Below are 21044 nucleotides of genomic sequence, written 5' to 3'. Positions count from 1 at the left end.
TACGTTGACTGATAGGGGGTGTGTGGTATGCGAATTGCTTCTGGACCCGTATGTATTGCTCACGGGGGCGATCCCGTGGGAATCCACTGAGGATCTGGAATCAGGAACCCGGTCAGGCGTTTGTTCGATACCGAACCGATCGCGTGTAACCGGTCAACTAGCCTCGAATGCTTCATGCATTCGATGGGGGCCAGTGAATGGGCAACAGTGAGGAACCAGTTCCGGGGTCATCGTTTCGGTCCGCCCTGAATGCCGGGCCAGGCATGATCTTGCTGATCGAGGACAGCCAGTCCGATGCCGAATGGATCCTGAAGGCACTGGGGGAGCCGGAGACGCGAAGGTTTGATGTGGTATGGGTGACGTGTCTGGCCGATGCCCTGGGGCATCTGGCACGCAACACGTTCGACGTGGTACTGCTGGACCTGATGTTGCCGGACGGAGAGGGGGTCGAGGCCTTTGACCGGGTTTACCGGGCCCAGCCCGAGGCCCTGATCCTCGTGCTGAGCGCGGCCGATACTGAAGAAACCGCGCGCCGAGCCGTTCGCCACGGGGCATTCGACCATCTCGCCAAGGGACGAGCGGATCCCTATTGGCTCCCGCGTGCGCTGCGCTATGTGATGGAACGCAAGGCTACCGAGCGGGTATTGCGCCAGGCGGAAAAGAAACTGTTCGAGGAAAAAGAGCGCAGCCGGGTCACGCTCGACTCGATCGGCGACGCCGTGCTGGCCACCGATCTGGATTACAACGTGACCTATCTGAACCCCGTGGCGGAGCAGATGACCGGCTGGTCCGGGGCGGAGGCGCTGGGCCAGCCGCTGAGGAAGGTGTTCAACATCATCGACGGGGCCACCCGCGAGGCGGGGCAAAATCCGGCCTGGCGGGCCATCGATCAGGACCGGACCGTGGGGCTGGCCATGGACTGCGTGTTGATCCGTCGCGACGGCACCGAGATCGTGATCGAGGATTCCGCGGCACCCATCCACGACCGCGATGGCCGGGTGACCGGGGCGGTGATCGTATTTCACGACCGCAATCAGGCGCGCGCGGTCACCGAAAAGATGGCCTATCTGGCCCAGCATGACGGGCTGACCGGATTGCCGAATCGACTGTTGCTGAAAGAACGGTTCTCACGGGCGATCGCCCTGGCCCGGCGCAATCAAAAGCTGGTCGGGCTGCTGTTTCTGGATCTGGATGATTTCAAGGAGATCAACGACTCGCTCGGGCACGCGATCGGTGACCGGGTGCTGCAGGGCGCCGCGGAACGTCTTCTGAGCTGCGTGCGGGCTTCCGACACCGTCTGCCGCTATGGCGGTGACGAGTTCGTGATCCTGCTGACCGAAATCAATCAGGCGCAGGATGCGGCGCTGGCTGCCGAGAAGCTGCACGCGGCGTTTGCCGAACCGCTGGCGATCGACGGGCACAGGCTTCGCATCCATTTGAGTATCGGCATCAGCCTTTATCCGAATGATGACGACAATGCTGATGACCTTATACATGACGCGGATGTTGCGATGCTGGATGCCAAGGCGCATGGCAAGGGTCGTTGTCGATCTTTTACTGCCGGGATGCGGCTGGGGCATGTGACCTGAAGCTCGCATAATGTGAAAAGACCTCTATCCTTACTGAAATGACAACTTTGTTGGCACATCTGATAGGGCAGGTGTCGTGCAGTCGTATGATCTGAACGGGAGCTTCAGGCGGTCGGGGGGGAGAACGGCCTTAGTCACGGGGAGGAATTGAAGGATATGTCGCAATCGACTGAACCAGGGGAAAACCATATTCTCGGCATGATTTCTTCGGAAGATTGTGCGCGCGTGTTTGCGTTGCTCGAACCCGTCACGCTGACGCTGGGCGAGGTGCTGTGCGAGTCCGGTGATCGGCCGAGCTACGTTTATTTTCCGGTCGATTCAATCGTGTCGCTGCTGTACCTGACGGAGAACGGCTCCTCGGCCGAGATCGCGGTGGTGGGCAACGACGGCATGGTCGGCATCGGGTCGTTCATGGGGGGTGGCAGCATGACCTGTCGCGCGGTGGTCCAAAGTGGCGGCCATGCCTTCCGGCTGTCGGTCCCGCTTTTCGACGGCGAGATCAACCAGCATGGCGAGCTGATGCGCCTGATGCTGCGCTACAGCCAGGTTCTGATCACGCAGATGGCGCAGACGGCGGTCTGCAATCGCCACCACACCATCAAGCAGCAACTGTGCCGCTGGCTGCTGCTGTCGCTGGACCGGCTGCCGGGGAACGAACTGGTCATGACCCAGGAGCTGATCGCCAATATGCTGGGCGTGCGCCGCGAGGGAATTACCGAGGCGGCCCGCAAGCTGCACGAGCTGGGCGTGATCCACTATCGGCGCGGGCACATCACGGTGCTGGACCGTCCCGCGCTGGAGCAGCTGAGCTGCGAGTGCTACAAGGTCGTCAAGAAAGAAACGGATCGGCTGATGCCGTGGCCGGACCGGGAGCAGGAACCGGTGTGTGGCATCCGACACTTGACTGCTGCCCGGGTGCACCAACGTCACTGAACCGCGCTACGGGCTCCTGGGTGTGCATGACCGCTCACACACGGGATCCCGATCGCGGCGGCCAGACTGGCGATGGGCAGATGGACGACGAAAGTCCCCGCACCCACCATCGACATCAGCAGGGCGCCAAGCGCAACGATGGCCGCATTGGTGCCCATGGTGCTGAGCCAGGGCATCCGTCCCGCGCGCTGGCTGTATGTACGCAAGCGCACATCCCCGGCCTCCCGGCAAGCCGGCTGCGCATTCTTGCCGGTTCGCTGGGCGCCGTTACGCCACGCTGTGTGTTCGGCAACGTACAGATCTCCCCGTCCTGCTGGCGCGAGAGTGAAGCCATGCATCAGTCGCAATGACGCGACCGATATCGCTCACCGTGCCGGAGGAACTGCATCATGCCCGTGGGAACCATCCTGATTATCGTCCTTATCCTTCTGCTGATCGGCGTGATCCCGACCTGGTCACATAGCCGGAACTGGGGTTATGCCCCCAGCGGGCTGATCGGAGTGGTGCTGATCATCCTCCTTGTCCTGCTGTTGCTGGGTCACATCTGATACCGCCGGAAACAACGGCAAGGGAAGGTTTGACCGGGCTTTTTCGCCGCCCTTGCCCTTCTAAAGAGGAGTCCTGGATTGTGTACAATTACAAGCACTTTGCGCTTCTGTTCGTTGCTGTGCTGCTGGCCCTGTTCATGGCGGGCTGTGCCGCCACGGAGAGTCAGAGAAGCTTTGGCGAAACCGTCGACGATTCCGTGATCTCCTCCAAGGTGAAGACGGCGCTGTTCAACGAGCCCTCCCTGAGCGGATTCGAGGTGAGGGTCAGGACCCACCAGGGCCGCGTGCAACTGAGCGGTTTCGTCAGCTCACGGGAGGATATCGACAAGGCGGTGGAGATTGCGAGTGGTGTCGAGGGCGTGCGGTCCGTCGAGAACGACATGCAGCTCAAGTGACCTCCGTTGAGCTCTACGGCTCCGGGCTGTTGGGGCCGGTGATGTCGAGCAGGGTGATCACCACCCCGTCGATCACGTTGTCCAGCCTGCGATAGGGCATGATGCGGACCGAGAACCAGCGGCCGTCATCGGCCCGGACCTGCTTCTGCGAAAAGGCGAGGGTGCGCAGGGTTTCGCGCGCATCGTCGTGCAGGCCGGGGTAGTCGAGAGTCGTGTTCAGGTCACTCAGCGGCCGCCCGAGGTCCCGTTCCCGCAGGTGGATGAGGGTCGCGGCCCGTTCGGTATACCGCCGCACGTTCAGGTTCTGGTCCAGGAACAGGATCGCGATCTCGACACTGTTGAGCAGGTTCTGCATGTCGCTCTGGGCCAGTGCCAGATCGTCCAGCTTGGTCTGAAGCTCGGCATTGATGGTCTGCAGTTCCTCGTTCATGGACTGCATTTCTTCCTTGGACGTCATCAATTCCTCGTTCGCCGAGCGAAGTTCCTCATTAGTGGACTGCAGCTCCTCGTTGGCGGACTGCAGGTCTTCCCGGGAGGAACGCGCCTCGTTGCGCAGGCGGTGGATTTCGTCGTGGCATTGCTGCAATTCGGCCGTGCGGGCGTCTCCGTCGGCATCCTGGATATCGCCGTCACCCGGCGGGGGAAGCGGGGCATCGCGGAACACGATCATGGTCATGCCCTGCAGGGGCCCGGGTTCCTGCAGGGGATCCACCGTGACCGCCACGCGGCAGGGGCCACCCGGGCTTGTCACTTCCACCCGGTGGAGGTGCTGCGGCTGCTGGCTGGCGGAGGCCCGTTCCAGCGCACCGACCAACGCCCCGCGCAGCCCCTCGCGCGCCATCGCGAAGATATTCCAGGTAGCCTTCCCGGCCGCGGGCTCCAGGTATTTTCCGGTATGCCCGCTGATGTAGACGATGTCCCCCGCTTCGTTGAGCAGGACCGCCGCCGGTGCGTACACCTGCAGCAGCAGCTGGTCGGCCGCCGTCTGGAGGTTGCTGGGGAGTGGAGAACGGGGGTCGGAAGGGGACACGCGAGCCTCCTTGGTTCTGCCGGAAAGCGGTGGAAACGAGTTCAGCAGGAAATGGGCGCCGTTCTGCAGGGCCGCGTCCCGGCGCTGATAGAGCCGCAATCGGAATTCGACGGGCGTAAAAAGGGAGCCGAATGCCCCTACTGTTTCGGCGCCACCCAGTAACAGCAGTCCTCCGGGACGCAGACAGTAATGGAACAGGGGCACCAGTTTGCGCTGCAATTCGGGGCCGAGATAGATCAGCAGGTTGCGGCAGGCGATCAGGTCGAGCCGGGTGAAGGGGGGGGCGAGCGCCACATCATGCTGGGCAAACAGCACCATGTCACGGATTTCCGGTTTGATTCGGTAGTGGGTCTCGTGCTCGATGAAAAAACGGTCCAGCCTCTCCTGACCGATCTGGTCGCGGATCGAAAGGGGATAGATGCCGCGGCGTGCCGTCGCGATGGCATCCGCGCTCAGGTCCGAGGCGAAGATTTCGAGGGTGAACCCATGGGGTTGCGGCAATCGTGCCACCACTTCACTGAAGACCATGGCCAGTGAATACGCCTCTTCGCCGGTGGAGCAGCCGATGACCCAGGCGCGCAGCTCGGGCTCGTGAGCGCGCCGCGCGAGCAGTGCCGGCAGGGCCGTTTCCGCCAGATATTCCCAGACCATCGGATCTCGAAAGAAGGCGGTGACGCCGATCAGCAGCTCCGAGAACAGCAGGTCGGTTTCCTGTGTGTTGTGTTCCAGGAAATCCGCGTAGTGCACCAGTGAAGAGAGTTCGTGAATGCCCATGCGTCGCTCGATCCGGCGCTGCAGGGTGCTGGACTTGTAAAGCGAGAAGTCGTGCCCGGTGCGTTGTTGCAGCAGACGCACGATCTTTTCCAGGGCCTGCGCTCCATTGTCCTGGCTCGGGGGGGCCGGGTCGCGCATCCGGGCCGCATAGGCCTGGATGCGGGCCGGCAATGCCGCGGGCGGGCCGATGATGTCGGCACAATCCGCGGCCATGGCGCTGCGCGGCATGGACTCGAACTGCGCCGACCCGGGCTCCTGGGCCACGGTCAGGCCGCCTACTGCCTTGATGGCCAGGGCACCCAGCGTGCCGTCGGAGCCCATGCCGGAGAGCACGACTCCGATGGCCCGTTCTCCCTGGTCGCCGGCCAGGGAGGAGAACAGCACATCGATCGGTAGCCGCAGGCCCCGCGGCTCCGACGGACGGGCCAGTTGCAGGGTGCCATTGGCCACGGTCAGCTGGGTGTCCGGCGGGATCACGTACACGCAGTCCGGCCTGACCGGCATGCCGTGTTCGGCTTCACGCACCGGCATCGCGGTTACGCGTTGCAGCAGCTGGGGCAGCAGCGCCTTCTGCGTCGGATCCAGATGCTGCACCACGACGTAGGCCAGGCCGCTGTCAGGCGGTACCTTTCCGAGGAATTGCTCCAGTGCCGCCAGGCCACCGGCGGAGGCGCCGATACCCACGATGGACGGCGGCCGGGTCGAGGAGGGAGGCGTTTGAGTCTCCATTGCCCGCCGAAGCCCGAGGCTGTGCTCAGGCCTCGGGAGATTGGCCGGATGGCGAAACGATCAGCAGTACGGAGTCGCCGCTCGCGGAGGTATTGGCCACGACATGGAGCTCGTGCACGACGCCTTCCTCCCCCGTGCGTTGCACCTCGCAGCATGCCTGGGCGTGACCATCCCGCAGGCGGCCGAGCAGGCCGGTGAGCGCGGGCTGGCTTCCGTGGGCGAGGAAACCGGCGAGACTCTCGCCAACCAGGCTGGTGCGTGTGGCCCCCAGCAACTGGGCACCGGCCAGATTGGCTTCGATGACCTGACCCTCCGGGGTCATGGCGAAATAGCCGACCGGGGCGAAATCGAACAAGGCCTTGTAGCGGTCCCTTTCCTGGGCCAGCTCCTGCTCGTTGGCCACCAGTTGTTCATGCTGCAGATCCAGCTCCACCTGGTGGGTCTGCAGCTCATGCAGCAGCTTGAGTGCTTCGCCGGCTTCGGTCGGGTTGCTGGCCAGCCGGTACAGCAGCGCCAGTGCGTCCGGGCTTATGGTCCAGCCGCGACTGGGCGGAGCGGTGCCTTCCCGGAGCCGTTCTTCGGCGTCGCTGCGTAACCGGTCATGGTCGCCGGGATGGTGCGTGAGACTGGACATGGAACCTCCGTGGGAGATGAGGGCGAGCGGCATTCGCCCCGCCCTGGACCGCGGAACCCAATCCGGTTCCGCGGGCTTCCCCGGGTGTCGGATTGTGCCGAACCCATGGGGACAGTATGACCTCCCTTAAGTATACGGCCTTGATCGAGTGTTCGTCGTCGTACAGACCGCAGAGAATCGACCGGTCATGCTGGTCAATCTCGGTTGCGAAATGCGATTCCGAGGCATTCCCACCCCGGAGAAGAACCTCATGAACAACATAATTTATATCATAGGTCTGATCGTCGTCATCCTGTTTATTCTGGGTTTTTTCGGACTTCGATGAATGCATTCCGGTTCGCCGGATCCGGAAGAACCCCCGTGGGCTGCGGCCGGAACGGGCCGCCACAAAAACTGAGGGAAACACGCATCCGTGTTTCCCCGGGAGGCCAATCATGAGCAAACTTCGACAGCGCAACAAAGAAGCCAGGAAACCACCGGTATTGACGCCCAAAGAGAAGAAGGCGGCGAAGAAGCTGAAGAAGCAGGATACGACTGCGCCGCGGATTATTCCCCGCTGAAGTGCCTTGCTCGCGCGAACGTCACGTCGTTGCCCGAGAGAAGGTTGCGCGGCGCAACGCCGTGGATCGGCCGGTTGGCGAGTCACGCGTCGGGTGCATGAGCCGCGGCTGCGAGGCCTTGCGGCCGCCTGGAGTGTGGTGCTTCACGGGGCGCTTTTCCGGCGGGCCGTGTGCCAGTGAACGGGATCACCGACGTGCAGGGTCCCGGTCTCGAGCGGGCGCAGGCATATGCCGCTGTCGTGGCGCAGGGCGGCCGCCAGGTTGTAGCCGACGACCTGATTGAGCCAGCCGCAGGGCGGTCGCGGCCGCTCGATGACGAAGCGCGTGTCGCCGATACGGAGTTCTCCCTCGCGCGGGCTGCGTCCGAGTCCGGAGACCACCAGGTTGCGGCGGTGCTCTCCGGGGACGAGATTGGCGGGATGGCGCAGGCGCCGCGCGCGGCGCCGGGCCCGTTCGAGCTCCTCGGCGCCGATCAGGGTGACGCGGCAGGCCTCGACGGGATGCCAGTGCCCCCGGCCCTCGTGGTAGCGATCGCCCTGGAGGCCCGCGAGGTCGAGTTCGATGCGCTCGCACGGGGCCATCGGCGCGCCAGCCTGTTCCGCGATCCAGATAGCGTCCAGCGTGCCGGTCGCGGTGCGGCGGCGGAAGGGCCGGATCATGGGGCGTCCGGGGCTTTCTGGTCCCTCGGCCACATCCTGTCCAGTGCGCGGTAGCGTTCCACCGCGGCGGGGTCCACTGTCCGGTCGCGTTCGATCTCGAAAGATTCCATGGGATCGGCCCTCGGTCTGGCTGTCCCATGCTACGACCGTTCTGCGGACGAAAGGATCCCCGGCGAGTTCCAGCAGGTGGGAGACGTAGTCCTGGCGCAGGGGGTGCATTGTTGAGCTGGAAGTGTCACGCCGACCGGAGGCTCTCGCACTGGCGCTGGATCAGTAGCCGGTGAAGGCCGCGTTGCTGATGCCCGGCTTCGGCAATCCGCCGGGGTATCGCGCCGGTTATTCGTCTTTGTCCTCGTCGTCGTCCTTGCCGCTGGGGGTGATGGTGCGCCCCAGGGCGGCCGCGGTGCTGCCGGTGGCCTTGACGGTGCCGGTGGTGACGCTGACGGCGGCGCTGGTGGCCGAGCTGGCCACGCTGACGGCCGCGCAGCCACTGGCCAGCGGCAGGACGATGGCGAGGAGGAGCAGCGGGCGCGCGCAGTGATGCATTCGCATGGGAGGGGCCTTGCGACGTGGACAGGTTTACAGTCTGGCCGGAACACCCGCGCCTTGAAAAGTCCGGGGCTGCGGCGCGGGTCTCATCAACGGCGTCGACAGACCAGGAAGACCTCTTCCACGCCGTCGGTGGCGACCATGCCGGAATGGAGTTTCAGCGGTTTCTGCAGGCGCAGGCCCAGGGGCATGAGAAAGCGGTTATAGACCTTCATGGCCACGGGCCGGTGGCGCTCGAGGAACCACATGCCCAGGTCGTTCAGCCGCGAGGAGCGGGGTTTCATGCCGAAGATCGCGCTTTGTTCCACCTCGAGCCCGTGGTGGTCGAGCAGGTCCATGAGGTGGTCGGGTTCATAGCGGCGATAGTGGCCGACGATGTCGTCGAACGGCGTCCAGTATTCCGGGTGGAGCGGGGTGGAGAGCAGGACCTGTGCGCCGGGTTCGGCCACCCGGCTGATCTCCGCCAGTGCCGCTTCGTCGTCCTCCACGTGCTCGATGATGTCCAGGGCGCTCACCAGACCGAAGCTGTCGTCGGCGTGCGGCAGTTCGGAGACCGGCGCGGTATGGGTGATGCCGCCCTCGGCGGCGAGGGTATCCAGCGCCGGCGGGCTGATGTCGACGAAGTGGGTGTTCTCGATAGGCAGGCGCGGGCGCATGCCGGGGCCGACCTCGAGTCGCCGGTCGTGGCTTCGGGCCAGGCCGGAAACCAGGCCCCAGGTGTTGAAGCGTTCGGGGCGGACCAGCCGGCTGTCCGCCCATAGCTGGTCGTAGAACCGCTGGTTGACGTCGCTGACTTCCGCTGACGGAGGGGCGGCTGGATCGTGCGTCATGGGGAGGGCCGGTGTTGAGCGTGGGGCCCAGTGTAGTCGCCCGGGCCGGGGGACGCAGGTGGCGGTTCCGGGTGCTACTGGCAAAAAGGGGAATGCGTCACGTTCTCAGTCCTGCGGCGTGTCCGGCCCGGCAAGCACGGCGACCGCTTCCGCGGGCAGCCGGAGCCCGGTGTGATCCAGGCGGATGTCCGGCTCGGAACGCAGGTGCAGCGACAGATGCGAGGCCTCCGGTGGCAGGGTGAGGGTCTGCGGCCGGGCGGCGAGGTTGCAGGCCACCACCAGATCCGGACGCAGCAGCAGGAGCCAGCGGCGGGATTCGTCGAACTCCACGCGCAGTCGGTCGAGACGGTCCTCGGCGAGGGCGGCTCGGGAATGGCGGAGCCGGATCAGGGTACGGTGCCACTCGAGGATGTCCGCATGGGGTGCCTGCAGCGGTTCATCCCAGTCGAGCCGCGAGCGCTCGAAGGTTTCGGTGGCCTGCGGATCCGGGATGCGCGCGGGATCGTGGCCGAACCCGGCGAATTCCTCACGGCGCCCCTGACACACCGCCGCGGCCAGATCCGCGTCGCGGTGATCGGTGAAATACAGGAACGGGGTGGACGCGGCCCACTCCTCGCCCTGGAACAGCAGGGGGATGAACGGCGAGGTCAGCACCAGCGCGGCACCGACCTTCAGCAGACCGTGCGACAGCAGATGGCTGCTGCGCTCCCCGGTGGCCCGGTTGCCGATCTGGTCGTGGTTCTGCAGGCAGCCGACGAACCGTCGCCCCGGCACGTCACTGGCCGGCCGCCCGTGCGCCCGCCGGCGGTAGCGCGAGTAGCAGCCGTCCAGGGCGAAGCCGCGGGTAAGCACTCGGGCAAGGTGTTCAAGTCGGCCGAAATCCGCGAAATAGCCCTGCGATTCGCCGGTCAGCAGGGCGTGCAGGGCATGGTGAAAGTCCTCGTTCCACTGCGCATCCAGGCTGTAGCCGCCGACCTCGACCGGCCGGATCAGGCGCGGATCGTTCGCATCGCTTTCGGCGATCAGCGCCAGCGGTCGGCCGGTCTGCGTCTCCAGGTGCCGAACCTCGTCGGCCAGGGCCTCCAGCAGGTGGGTGGCGGAGGTGTCGACGATGGCATGGACCGCGTCCAGGCGCAGGCCGTCGAAGTGATAGTCGCGCAGCCACATGCGGGCGTTGTCGAGGACAAAGCGCCGCACCTCGTCGCTGTCGGGGCCATCGAGGTTGACGGCATCGCCCCAGGGCGTGCTGTAGGTGTCGGTGAAATAGGGACCGAACTGACCGAGATAATTGCCGTCCGGGCCCAGGTGGTTGTAAACGACATCCAGGAGCACGGCGAGGCCGCGCCGGTGGCAGGCGTCCACCAGGCGCTTCAGGCCGTCCGGGCCGCCCAGGGCGTGATGCGGGGCGAACAGGCTGGTCCCGTCGTAGCCCCAGCCGCGGTCGCCGGGGAACTCGGCCACCGGCATCAGCTCGATGTGGGTGATGCCCAGCCGGGCAAGGTGGTCCAGGCGGTCGATCACGGCATCGAAGGTGCCGGCCGGCGTGAAGGTCCCCACGTGGATCTCCATGATGACCGCGGAGGCCAGCGGCGGGGCGCGCCAGCCCGCATCGTTCCAGTGGAATCGGGAATGCTCCAGCCAGCGCGACGGCCCGTGGACGCCCTGTGGCTGCCAGGGTGAACGCGGGTCCGGGAAGGGGCCGCGATCGTCGACCCGGAAGGCGTAGTCCACGCCGTGCGTCAGGGCGGGCGTGTCCACCGCCCACCAGTCACCCTCGCGGCGCGCCATCGGGAAGCGTTCGCCGGCGCATTCCAGGGCGACGCGTTCGGCCTGCGGCGCCCAGACCGTCACCCGCGTCACTGTGGCTCCCCCACCCGCTCCAGAAGGGCGACCGGGAACGCGGCCAGCAGATCCGCGAGCGGGATGTCGCCGCCTTCGAGGTCTTCCCCCGTGAGGACGTTCCGCCAGTGCCCCGGTGGCAGGGGAAGTACGGTGTCCTGCCAGTCGTCGGCCAGTCCAAGTATCAGCCGGGGCACCAGGGTCAGCACCTGGTCGCCGCGCAAAAAGGCTACGGCGTGGTCGGCCCGGGGGCCCCGGGCGGCGACTGGCTGATAGCTGCCGTCGGCGGCCCCGAACGCCCCGGGCCGGCGCCGACGCAGGGCCAGTGCCTCGCGCAGCAGCCATAGCTTCGGGAGGCCTTCATCGGCGCGCTCCAGGATCTCGGCGGGGGACAGCACGTCCAGTCGGGCCAGCTGCTCACGGCGCAGCCTGAAGTCCACCGGCCGCCGGTTGTCGGGATCCACCAGGCTGAGGTCCCACAGTTCCGTCCCCTGATAGGTGTCCGGCACCCCGGGTGCCGTGCACCGGATCAGGGTCTGCGCCAGGCTGTTGACTCGCCCGGGCGCCACCAGCGGCCGGACGAAGGCCTCGAGCGCCTCGACGAATGCCCGGTCGTCCAGCAGGCCGCGGGCGAAATTCATTACGGCGTGTTCGTAGTCCGGGTCGGTCCGGGTCCAGCGCGTGTGCTGCTTTGCCTCGCGGACGGCCTTCTCCAGGTAGGCGCAGAGGCGTTCGGGGTCGATGGGCCAGGCACCCACCAGCGTCTGGTAGATCAGATACTCCGTCGCGGCATCGGGGCCGGTACTCGCACGGTAACGGGCGTTGCGCTTGCGCCATTTCTCCACGGTGCGGCCCCAGTCCTGCGGGATCTCCGACAACAGCAGCAGGCGGGCGCGTACGTCTTCGCTGCGCTTGGTGTCGTGGGTGGATGTGGCGAGCATGGCGTCCGGGTGCTGTTCCAGGGCGTCGCGACAGGCGCGATGGAAATCGGCGGGGGATACCCCGAACCGGTCCGGCGCGCCGCCCACCTCGTTGAGCGCCACCAGCCGATGAAACCGGTAAAAGGCGGTGTCCTCCACGCCCTTGGCCATCGCCGGGCCGGTGAGCTGCTGAAAGCGCAGGGCCAGCTCGGACTCCTGCTCCCCTTCCACCTCCAGCGAGAGCAGGGCGCGCAGGAAGTCCAGGAGCTCGGCATCCAGCTCCGGGGCTTCGGCATGCGCCTGTTCGATGGCGCTGCGGATGTAGCGGGCATCGGCCTCGGTCACGTCGGCGCCCCGGGCCAGATAGGTGCGGTAGACGGGAAAGCGGGCGGCGACCTCCAGCAGCACGTGATGCAGCTGCTCGCGGGTGTAATCACGGTGGCGGCGATGGCGCTCGCAGATCAGCACGAACAGCGAGGTCAGCCGGTGGAGTTCACTGCCCAGAAGCTCCCGCAGGACCTGGCGCTTGCTCGCGACCACCACGGTGTCGCAATCCGCGGGTTCCCCGGTGAAGCTCTCGTACAGCGAGGTCATCGGGGGCTCCCCGGCGGGATCCACGAACAGGCCCTGGACCCGGTTCAGAAAGTCGTAGCCCGTGGTCCCCGCGATCGGCCACTGTGGTGGCAGGCGCTCGCCGGGTTCCAGGATCTTCTCGGCCACGATCCAGGCCTCCGGGCAGGCCTCGCGCAGGCGCCGGAAGTATTCCCCGGGGTCGCGCATCCCGTCGGGGTGGTCCACCCGCAGTCCGTCCACGCTGCCTTCGGCCGTCCAGCGCAGGGGCAGCTCATGGATCGCGTCAAAGACCTCGCGCCGCTCCACGCGCAGCCCGGCCAGATCGTTGATGTCGAAGAAGCGGCGGTAGCCCAGATCCTCTGCGGCGGTGCGCCACCAGGCAAGCCGGTAGTTCTGTTCACCGATCAGGGCGTCCAGCGCATCGGGGCTGGCGTTGATGGCATCGACCTCGGCCTGGACGGCGGCCCGGGTCCCGGCGTTGTCGCGGCAGGTCTCGTCCAGTAGCCGGTGGATCACATCCTGGTCGCGTCGGCGCCGTTCGGCCGGCTCGCCGCCGGTCACCCGCGGGCGTGGCAGGCGTGCGCAGGACTCGGCCAGAAAGCCGAGCAGCTCCGGGCCGCTGCGCCGGTAGACCCGCTGGAGCAGGTCATGCAGGGAGGAGGGGTCGACGGGGAAGCGGTGTTCGTAATAGTGCAGCGTGAACCGGCCTTCGGCGAACCGCAGCTGCAGTTCGCCCGCCTCGAGGATACGGCCGTAATGGTCGCCCAGGACCGGCAGCAGTACCTTGTCGGGCCAGCGCTCTTCCGCGGCTGCCCAGTCAACGTCGAACCAGGGGGCGTGGCGGCTGGAGGGCCCGTTTTCGAGGACATCCCACCACCAGGGGTTCTGGTCGCCGGCGATCGCCATGTGATTGGGAACGATGTCCAGCACCTGCCCCATGCCGGCGCGGGCGAGGGCGACGTTCAGCCGTTTGCGCGCGGCTTCGCCGCCCAGTTCGGGATTCACGCGGCCCGGGTCGACGACATCATAGCCATGGGTGCTGCCGGAGACGGCCTGCAGGAACGGCGACAGGTAGACATGGCTGATGCCCAGGTCGGCCAGGTACGGCACGACCGCGGCCGCGTCATCCAGGGTGAACCCCGGATGCAGCTGGAGACGGTAGGTTGCGACGGGTCGAGCGCTCACCCCTCTCTCATAGCACGAAACCGTCAAAACCGGAACGCCCGGCCGGGTCGGATGCGGATCAGGTCCGGCCCAGGTTGATGCCGGTGGAGATCAGCCCGACGTGACTGAACGCCTGCGGGAAGTTGCCGAGAAAGGCCCCGCTGCCCGGGTCGATCTGTTCCGGCAGCAGGCCCAGCGGGCTGGCCCGGGCGCACAGCGACTCGTAGAGCTCCATCGCCGCGTCGCGTTCGCCCTGGCGCAGAAGGTTGTCGGCCAGCCAGAAGCTGCACAGCAGGAAGGCGCCCTCGTGGCCGGCCAGTCCGTCGGGGGATTCATCGGGAAGATAGCGGAACAGCAGTCCTTCGCCGGCGCCCAGCCGACGCACCACCGCGCGAGTGGTGGCGATCATGCGCGGATGGTCGGCGGGAATGACCCGCCGCAGCGGCAGGGCCAGCAGGCTGGCGTCGATCCCGCCGCCGCCGAGGTGTTCGGTCAGGGTCTGCTGGTGCGGGTCCCACGCCTGCTCGAGGATGGCCGTGCGGATCCGCTCGCACTCCATTTCCCAGCGTCGGGCATCGGTCTCCATGCCCATGGATCGGGCCATGCGCGCCCCCCGGTCCAGTGCCACCGCGCACAGCGCCGCGGAGTAGGTGAACGGGCGCCCCGGCGTACGCACCTCCCAGATCCCGTGGTCCGGCGTCTGCCATTCCCTCGCCGCTGCTTCCACGAGGCGCCGCAGCCGGTCCCATAGCTCGGGTTCGAGTGCGCCGCCGCGACGCACCCATTGCCAGGCACAGTCCATGATCTCGCCGAACACGTCATGCTGGCGTTGCTCGGCGGCGGCGTTGCCCCAGCGCACCGGCGCAGAACCGCGATAGCCCTCGAGTCCGGGGTCGTGCCATTCCGGTGGCGGAGCGTGGCCGTCCACGTCATACAGCACGCGTGGCCGCCCGGCCCGGTCCACCGCATCGAGTACCCAGCCAAGAAAACCCTCGGCCTCGTGCCCCATGCCGATCTGGGCAAGCGCATAGACCGAGAAGGCCGCGTCGCGGATCCAGGCATAGCGGTAATCCCAGTTACGCGGTCCCCCGATTGCCTCCGGCAGCGAGGAGGTGGGCGCGGCGATCATCGCGCCGGTCGCGGTGTAATCCATCATTTTCAGCGTGATCGCGGAGCGGCGGACCAGCGCCGTCTGCGGACCCTGGTAGCGGAACGAGCGCATCCAGTTGCGCCACACCGCGATGGTGTCCGCGAGGAGCTCTTCCGGCGGGCGGGGGTGAAAGTGGTGGCCCGCGGATTCCCAGCTGAGGATGAGGTGGTGGCGTTCGCCCGCAGACAGCTCGTGGGTGGTGTCCAGCCCGGCCAGCGGGAGCGAGGAGGCCAGGTGCGGCTCGATATCCGGGCGGCGCTTCAGGCGCAGCTGCAGGCCCGCCGCATGCGGTCGGCACTCGGCGTCACCGCGCGGCTCCAGCCGGACCCGCAGGCGCACGCGCCCCTCCACCACTTCGATCATCCGCAGGAGTTCGCCGCGCCCGGCGGGGGCATCTTCGGACAGGTCGGCGCCGGCCCGAAAGGTAAGCGCGTCGGTCACGCGGACGCGTCCCTCCGGCCCCAGGAGCTCCGTTATGAGCACCCCGGTGTCCGGCTCGTAGCGCTGCGTGGCACCGGTCAGGTCCTCCGGGGCCACCGTGAAAAAGCCGCCGTTGCGGTGGTCCAGCAGGCCGCAGAACAGTGCGTCGGAATCGAACCGCGGGACGCAAAGCCAGGAGATGGAGCCGTCGCGCCCCACCAGGGCCGCGGTGGTGCCGTCGCCGATCAGTCCGTGGTCCTCGATCGGGAGGTAGCCATTGCGCGGGTACGGGGGCAGCTCGGTGGCGTTCAACGGAACCCCCTGCAGTTTTGTCATTAGCGAGAAGATTGGGGTTTCGTGACGAATCCTGTCAATGCGTATGATGGAAGTCGCATTGCCCACCACGTTGCGCGGGCGCCGTCCCGCCGGAGGCCAGCGGATGAGCGTTCAGACCGTCGACGAACTCCTGGCCTCGCGCTCCCCCGAGTCGGGACGCGAGGCGGTGGTGGCCATGACCCGCGATGGCCACGAAACCACCGAGCGGGCCGAGCTGCTCGAAAGGGCGGCGAAACTGGCGGCCGGGCTGCGCGAGGCGGGGCTGGAACGCGGGGACCGCGTGGTGCTGTTCGCCCCCAACAGCCCGGACTGGATTGCCGCGGCGCTGGGCGTGATGAATGCCGGGGGCAGCGTGGTCCCACTGGATACGCAGATGCCGTCCGAGGATCTGCGCCACGTCCTTGCGGACTCGACCCCGCGCTTCGTCTTCACTACCTCGGGGCTGGAAGAACGGCTGGCGGATGCCCCCGGCGAGTGGCAGGTCCGCCTGTTCGACGCCGCAACGGATGCCCCGAATGCCTGGGTGAGCCTGCTGCAGGCCGAGCCCGCCGGGTCGGTCGCGCAGGCCGGGGATGTGGCCGCGGTGTTCTACACCTCCGGCACCACCGGTCCGCCCAAGGGCGTGCCACTGACCCACCGCAACCTGGCCAGCAACGTGGAGGCCCTGTGTACCGAAGAGGTCGCGGACCATCGGGATCGGGTACTGGTGCCGCTGCCGTTTCATCATGTGTATCCGTTCACGGTCGGCATCCTGGTGCCGCTGACCCTGGGTGCGTCCATTATCGTGCCGTTTTCGCTGGTCGGGCCGCAGATCGTGCGCGGCCTGCGTGATGGCGAGGCGACCGTGATGCTGGGCGTGCCCCGGCTCTACGAGGCCGTGTGGAAGGCGCTGCAGGATCGCGTGGCCGGCCGCGGGCGAGTACCGGCGCTACTGTTTCGCGCGATGCTGGGCCTGTCGAAACAGGCGCGCCAGCGCTTCGGCCTGCGCCCGGGTCGTCGTCTGTTCGGAAGTCTGCACCAGCGCCTGGCGCCGCGCCTGCGCATGGTGGTGGCCGGGGGTGCGGCGCTCGATCCCGCCCTGGGTCGCAATCTGCAGGCACTGGGCTGGGAGGTGGCGACGGGCTACGGCCTCAGCGAGACCTCGCCCATCCTCACCTATAACCCCCCGGAGCGGGTGCGACTGGACGCCGCGGGGGTGGCGCTGCCGGGGGTCGAACTGGCCATCGACGACGGTGGCGCCGGCGATGGCCGGGGCGAGGTGATGGCCCGCGGGCCGAACGTATTCGCCGGCTATCTCAATCTCCCGGACAAGACCGCGAAGGTCCTGGACGCGGACGGCTGGTTCCGCACCGGGGATACCGGCGAGATCGATGCGGATGGCTTTCTTTATCTGCACGGTCGTGAATCCGCCATGATCGTGCTCTCCGGTGGCGAGAACATCGATCCCGAACGCGTGGAGGGCGCGCTGCAGTCGGCCGAAGGAATCCGCGAGGCGGGCGTGCTGGAGCATGACGACCGGCTGGCGGTCGTGGCGGTGCCGGATGCGGGTCTGATGCGTGAGGCCGCCGGCGAAGAGCTTGAACGGCGGGCTCGCGAGGCCGTCAACGAAGTGGCGAAGTCGCTGCCCACCCATCACCGGCCGGGCGTGGTGCGCGTCGCGCTGGATCCGCTGCCGCGTACCCGGCTGGGCAAGCTGCGCCGGCACAAGCTGGAAGAACTGTTCGAGGAGCTGGGGCGCGAGGACGCGGTCTCGCGGGCCCGTCCGGAGCCGGTCTCGCCGGAATCCTTGGCCCCGGAGGACCAGCAGCTGCTGTCCGACCCGGGCGCCGAGCGCACCTGGAACTACCTCGCCGAGCGTTTCCACGACCGGCGCCTGACCCCGGACACCGGGCTGGCCGACGAACTGGGCATCGATTCGCTCAGCTGGGTCGACCTGACGCTGGCGCTGCAGGACCGCGCCGGGATCGATCTGGACGACTCGGCGATCGAACGGGTCGAGACGGTGCGCGATCTGCTGCAGGAGGCGGCGGCCGCAGGCGTGGCCCGCGAGGGGCAGGCCGATCTGAAGGAACAGCTCGCGGATCCGGAGTCGCTGCTGGAGGCCGACCAGCGAACCGCGCTGGAACCCCCGGGGGCACTGCGCCGCGGCGCCGGGGTACTGCTGCTGGGCGGGGCGCGTCTGCTCTCCCGGCTGCTGATGCGCGTGGAGGTGCACGGTCAGTTCCCCGCGAACGGACCGTACGTGATCGCCCCGCGCCATCTGAGCTTCGTCGATGCGCTCGCGCTGCTGCCGGCCCTGGACCGGCAGCGCCTCGAGTCGCTGTACTGGGCCGGTTTCCAGGGTTACCTGTTCACCGGCCCGCTGTCGCGGGCCTTCAGCCGCACGGCGCGGATCCTGCCGGTGGACCCGGGGGCCGCGCCGCGTCGCAGCCTGGCCCTCGCGGCGGCCACTGTGCAGCGCGGTCACGGACTGATCTGGTTCCCCGAGGGCCAGCGCTCGCCGGACGGAAGCCTGCAGCCCCTGCGTCCCGGCATCGGGCTGGTGCTGGCCGCGCAGCCCGTCCCCGTCGTACCCGTGTGGATCGAGGGCACCCGCGAGGTGATGGCCCCGGGGCAGCGTTTCCCGCGGCCGGGCGGGAAGGTGCGCATCGTGATCGGCGACCCGGTAGACCCGGAGGTGTATGGCAGCGACGAAAGGGAGATCGTCGCTGCTCTGCAGTCCGCGCTGGAGGAGCTGGGCCGGCGCTGAGCCGTATCATGTCCGCATCAACGCCGGTTGCCCCTTCGTTTGGAGGGGGCGTGCGAGCGTGTGTCGGGCCATCCTCGGGCATACAAGTGAATGGATGAAGATCACGCAGCACTGGCGGGAGCGGGACCATGCGCACAAAGCCCTTGAGCCTCATTTTTGTCACCGGTCTGCTGGCCGGCGCGCTCGGCGTGGCGTCGCCGGTGATGGCCGATGATCACGTGAGCATCATGGTGTTCGATGCCTCAGGGTCCATGTGGGCGCGGATGGAAGACGACAAGTCGCGCATCGAGGTGGCGCGCGAGGTGGTCGACGAGTTCGCGGCCAGCCGCGACGCCAGCATCCCCTTTGGCGTGGTCGCCTACGGACATACCCGCCGTGGCGACTGTGACGATATCGAGGCCGTCCTGCCGCTGGACACCCACGAGGGTGACGAGATCGCGCGCACGATCCACGATCTAAACCCGCAGGGCATGACGCCGCTGACCGACTCCATGGCCAGGGCTCGCGAGATGATCCCGCGCACCGCGGAGTCCGCGGACATCATCCTGGTGACCGATGGCCTGGAAAACTGCGGTGGCGATCCCTGTGCGCTGGCCGCCGAGATGGCGGAGGAGGGCATCGACCTGCGCGCCCATGTGGTCGGCTTTGCGCTCGAGGAGGAAGAGGTTCAGACCCTTTCCTGTGTGCCGGAGCAGACCGGTGGCCAGCTGTTCACCACGCAATCCGGCGAGGAGCTCAGTGCCGCCCTGGACGAGATCGCGGTAGCGGAACCCGAGGCGCTGCGCGTGCAGCTGCGCGCGCTCGACGAACGCAATCCCGAAGAGCACGTGCGCCGGGTGGACTGGGAGGTCGCCGACGAGGCGGGCGAGTCGATCTTTTCCGGGGAGTCGCGGGGGATCATCGACCTGGAGCTGGTGCCCGGTCGTTACACGGTCGAGGCCGAAGCGGAGGTCTTTGCCGGCGAGACCGAGTTCGAGATCACCCCGCAGACCGACGAGCCGGTCGACATCATGATGGCGAAGACGCAGGCCACGCTGGAGCTGAGCGCCGAGGACGCCGAAACCGGGGATGCCCTGGGCGGGGTCGACTGGGTCGCGCTGAACGTGGAGACCGAGGACGCGATCGAGGTCCGCAGCGAGGATGCCGATCCGCTGGAACTCCACCTGGAGCCCGGGGAATACCGCATCATTGCCGAACGCGGCGCGACGAGCGGTGATGCGCGGGAGATGGCGACCCTCGCGGAAGACCGGGAAGTGGTCGTGACGCTCGAACAGGAACTGCCGGACGCCGAGCTCCATGCCCCGGACACCGCCGGCGTCGGTTCCATGGTCGATGTCGGCTGGGACGGGCCCGGCGAGGATCGTGACTTCATTGCCGTGGTGGAGCCGGGCGCGCCCGAGGATGATACGGGCCATTCACGTCGCGCCAGCGACCGCGTGCAGGGCGAGGAGCAGGTAACCCTGCAGATGCCGGATGCCCTCGGGCCCCACGAGCTGCGTTACGTACATCGGGAAACGGGGGCGGTTCTGGCCACCCGGACCATCGAGCTGGAGCCGGTGGAGGCAGCCGTTTCCGCATCCGAGGAGGTTCCGGCCGGGGCGCAGTTCGAGGTCGAGTGGGAAGGTCCGGTCAACCGCAACGACTACATCGCGATCGTGGAAGCCGGGGCCCCGGACGACGACACCGGGCATGGCCGGCGGGCCACTGCGCGGGTTTCGGAGGACGGCGAGCCGGTGACCCTCCAGGCCCCGGATGCGCTGGGCACCTACGAGGTGCGCTACGTTCTCCGGGACAGTCGGCGGGTGCTGGCCTCGCAGGAAGTGACGCTGACCCCGGTGGAGGCTTCCGTCTCCGCACCGGAGGAGGTCCCGGCCGGGGCCTATTTCGAGGTCGAGTGGGAAGGCCCGGTCAACCGGAACGACTACATCGCGATCGTGGCGGCGGGCGCGCCGGACGATGAAACCGGGCATTCCCGCCGCGCCACGAGCCGGGTTTCGGAGGACGGCGAGCCGGTGAAGATCCAGGCGCCGGATGCGCTCGGCACCCACGAGGTGCGCTACGTGCTGCGCGACAGTCGCCGGGTGCTGGCCTCGCAGGAGGTGACGCTGACTCCGGTCGAGGCGTCGCTGGAAGCGCCGGACACCGTGCTGCCGGGTGCCGATTTCGAAGTGCGGTGGGAGGGACCGGAGAATCGCAACGACTTCGTGGCCATCGTGGAGCCGAACGCGCCCGAGGGTGACAGCGGCGACAGCCGCAGCGCCAGCAGTCGTGTCTCCGGCGACACCGAGACCCTGACCGCGCCGGACGAGGAGGGCGAGTACGAGATCCGCTACGTGATCCGCGATTCCGGCCGCACCCTGGAGGCCATTCCGATTGCCGTCGGTGGTACCGACGTGACCCTTTCGGCCGAAGATACCGTGGCCGCCCGGAGTACGGTGGAGGTGAGCTTCACCGGGCCGGGGCGCTTCGAGGATCTGATCGAGATCGTCGAGGCCGGCGCGGACCCGGACGCCAGCGCGGTGCAGGATGCACGGGCCTCGCAGGGCAGTCCGGTGCAGCTGTTCGCACCTTCCAGTGCGGGCAGCTACGAGATCCGCTACCGCGCTTCCGACAGCGGCGAGGTGCTCGAAACTATCCCTCTGGAGGTGGAATAGGGGGCCGGG

The 21044-nt window shown here is 67.4% G+C and carries 15 protein-coding genes and 1 pseudogene; 7 read left to right on the top strand and 9 right to left on the bottom strand.

From position 1 onward, the window contains the following. Window positions 1-263 precede the first annotated feature (263 nt). Both B1A74_RS03935 and B1A74_RS03930 read left to right on the top strand, forming a co-directional pair. On the top strand, window positions 264-1589 hold the full coding sequence (locus B1A74_RS03935; protein WP_099049986.1) for a GGDEF domain-containing response regulator: 1326 nt from the start codon (window positions 264-266) through the stop codon (window positions 1587-1589). A gap of 198 nt (window positions 1590-1787) precedes the next feature. Continuing rightward, window positions 1788-2522, top strand: coding sequence for a Crp/Fnr family transcriptional regulator (locus B1A74_RS03930; RefSeq protein ID WP_208855976.1), 735 nt, complete (start codon window positions 1788-1790; stop codon window positions 2520-2522). A gap of 44 nt (window positions 2523-2566) precedes the next feature. On the opposite strand, the pseudogene B1A74_RS03925 reads toward B1A74_RS03930, so the two are convergent. Beyond that, window positions 2567-2710, bottom strand: a pseudogene (locus tag B1A74_RS03925) (fatty acid desaturase); the annotation flags it as partial. A 201-nt stretch (window positions 2711-2911) separates the two neighbouring features. Between B1A74_RS03925 and B1A74_RS03920 the strand changes: the two are divergent. Beyond that, window positions 2912-3070: a DUF3309 family protein gene (locus B1A74_RS03920; protein ID WP_077243828.1), complete on the top strand. Its 159-nt coding sequence runs from the start codon at window positions 2912-2914 to the stop codon at window positions 3068-3070. A gap of 137 nt (window positions 3071-3207) precedes the next feature. Then, the gene (locus B1A74_RS03915) at window positions 3208-3465 is read left to right on the top strand and encodes a BON domain-containing protein (RefSeq protein ID WP_051130311.1); all 258 of its coding nucleotides are present in this window, start codon (window positions 3208-3210) and stop codon (window positions 3463-3465) included. 13 nt (window positions 3466-3478) lie between these two features. On the opposite strand, the gene B1A74_RS03910 is transcribed toward B1A74_RS03915, so the two are convergent. Together B1A74_RS03910 and B1A74_RS03905 are read right to left on the bottom strand one after the other, a co-directional pair. Beyond that, window positions 3479-5998, bottom strand: a complete 2520-nt coding sequence (locus B1A74_RS03910; protein ID WP_077243827.1) for a chemotaxis protein CheB — start codon at window positions 5996-5998, stop codon at window positions 3479-3481. A 25-nt stretch (window positions 5999-6023) separates the two neighbouring features. Beyond that, window positions 6024-6632 (bottom strand): PAS domain-containing protein, encoded by a 609-nt coding sequence (locus tag B1A74_RS03905; protein WP_077243826.1) that lies wholly within the window; start codon window positions 6630-6632, stop codon window positions 6024-6026. A 434-nt stretch (window positions 6633-7066) separates the two neighbouring features. On the opposite strand from B1A74_RS03905, the gene B1A74_RS14530 reads away from it, so the two are divergent. Further along, a complete protein-coding gene (locus B1A74_RS14530) occupies window positions 7067-7192 on the top strand; it encodes a hypothetical protein (RefSeq protein WP_255349524.1) in 126 nt (41 codons plus the stop codon). 143 nt (window positions 7193-7335) lie between these two features. On the opposite strand, the gene B1A74_RS03900 is transcribed toward B1A74_RS14530, so the two are convergent. The 6 genes from B1A74_RS03900 to B1A74_RS03875 form a co-directional block, all read right to left on the bottom strand. Continuing rightward, window positions 7336-7851: an MOSC domain-containing protein gene (locus B1A74_RS03900; protein WP_077243825.1), complete on the bottom strand. Its 516-nt coding sequence runs from the start codon at window positions 7849-7851 to the stop codon at window positions 7336-7338. A gap of 336 nt (window positions 7852-8187) precedes the next feature. Then, entirely contained in the window at window positions 8188-8397 is a 210-nt protein-coding gene (locus tag B1A74_RS03895; protein WP_018945821.1) for a hypothetical protein, read from the bottom strand. Window positions 8398-8489: 92 nt separating this feature from the next. Then, window positions 8490-9230, bottom strand: coding sequence for a class I SAM-dependent methyltransferase (locus B1A74_RS03890; RefSeq protein WP_077243824.1), 741 nt, complete (start codon window positions 9228-9230; stop codon window positions 8490-8492). Between the two features lie 105 nt (window positions 9231-9335). Beyond that, complete coding sequence (treZ, locus tag B1A74_RS03885; RefSeq protein WP_077243823.1) at window positions 9336-11090, bottom strand: malto-oligosyltrehalose trehalohydrolase; 1755 nt, start codon at window positions 11088-11090, stop codon at window positions 9336-9338. After that, window positions 11087-13747 carry a malto-oligosyltrehalose synthase gene (treY, locus tag B1A74_RS03880; RefSeq protein ID WP_077243822.1) on the bottom strand — a complete coding sequence of 887 codons (2661 nt, stop codon included), beginning with the start codon at window positions 13745-13747 and terminating at the stop codon, window positions 11087-11089. Before treY ends, treZ begins: the two co-directional genes overlap by 4 nt. A 58-nt stretch (window positions 13748-13805) precedes the next feature. Further along, a complete protein-coding gene (locus tag B1A74_RS03875; protein ID WP_077243821.1) occupies window positions 13806-15608 on the bottom strand; it encodes a glycoside hydrolase family 15 protein in 1803 nt (600 codons plus the stop codon). Between the two features lie 127 nt (window positions 15609-15735). Here B1A74_RS03875 and B1A74_RS03870 point away from each other — a divergent pair, with 127 nt between their 5' ends. Beyond that, window positions 15736-18381 carry an AMP-binding protein gene (locus B1A74_RS03870; RefSeq protein WP_077243820.1) on the top strand — a complete coding sequence of 882 codons (2646 nt, stop codon included), beginning with the start codon at window positions 15736-15738 and terminating at the stop codon, window positions 18379-18381. A gap of 128 nt (window positions 18382-18509) precedes the next feature. Next, a complete protein-coding gene (locus B1A74_RS03865; protein ID WP_077243819.1) occupies window positions 18510-21035 on the top strand; it encodes a vWA domain-containing protein in 2526 nt (841 codons plus the stop codon). The last annotated feature ends 9 nt before the right edge of the window (window positions 21036-21044 follow it).

The organism is Thioalkalivibrio halophilus, assembly GCF_001995255.1.
Classification (GTDB): Bacteria; Pseudomonadota; Gammaproteobacteria; order Ectothiorhodospirales; family Ectothiorhodospiraceae; genus Thioalkalivibrio; species Thioalkalivibrio halophilus.
The sequence above is the reverse complement of the archived record's forward strand: the minus strand, read 5'-3'. Positions and strand labels throughout refer to the sequence as shown.

Coding starts and splice junctions, on each gene's coding strand:
- B1A74_RS03935 (WP_099049986.1), top strand. CDS start 264: ATGATCTTGCTGATCGAGGACAGCCAGTCCGATGCCGAATGGATCCTG.
- B1A74_RS03930 (WP_208855976.1), top strand. CDS start 1,788: ATGATTTCTTCGGAAGATTGTGCGCGCGTGTTTGCGTTGCTCGAACCC.
- B1A74_RS03920 (WP_077243828.1), top strand. CDS start 2,912: ATGCCCGTGGGAACCATCCTGATTATCGTCCTTATCCTTCTGCTGATC.
- B1A74_RS03915 (WP_051130311.1), top strand. CDS start 3,208: ATGGCGGGCTGTGCCGCCACGGAGAGTCAGAGAAGCTTTGGCGAAACC.
- B1A74_RS03910 (WP_077243827.1), bottom strand. CDS start 5,998: ATGGAGACTCAAACGCCTCCCTCCTCGACCCGGCCGCCGTCCATCGTG.
- B1A74_RS03905 (WP_077243826.1), bottom strand. CDS start 6,632: ATGTCCAGTCTCACGCACCATCCCGGCGACCATGACCGGTTACGCAGC.
- B1A74_RS14530 (WP_255349524.1), top strand. CDS start 7,067: ATGAGCAAACTTCGACAGCGCAACAAAGAAGCCAGGAAACCACCGGTA.
- B1A74_RS03900 (WP_077243825.1), bottom strand. CDS start 7,851: ATGATCCGGCCCTTCCGCCGCCGCACCGCGACCGGCACGCTGGACGCT.
- B1A74_RS03895 (WP_018945821.1), bottom strand. CDS start 8,397: ATGCATCACTGCGCGCGCCCGCTGCTCCTCCTCGCCATCGTCCTGCCG.
- B1A74_RS03890 (WP_077243824.1), bottom strand. CDS start 9,230: ATGACGCACGATCCAGCCGCCCCTCCGTCAGCGGAAGTCAGCGACGTC.
- B1A74_RS03870 (WP_077243820.1), top strand. CDS start 15,736: ATGAGCGTTCAGACCGTCGACGAACTCCTGGCCTCGCGCTCCCCCGAG.
- B1A74_RS03865 (WP_077243819.1), top strand. CDS start 18,510: ATGCGCACAAAGCCCTTGAGCCTCATTTTTGTCACCGGTCTGCTGGCC.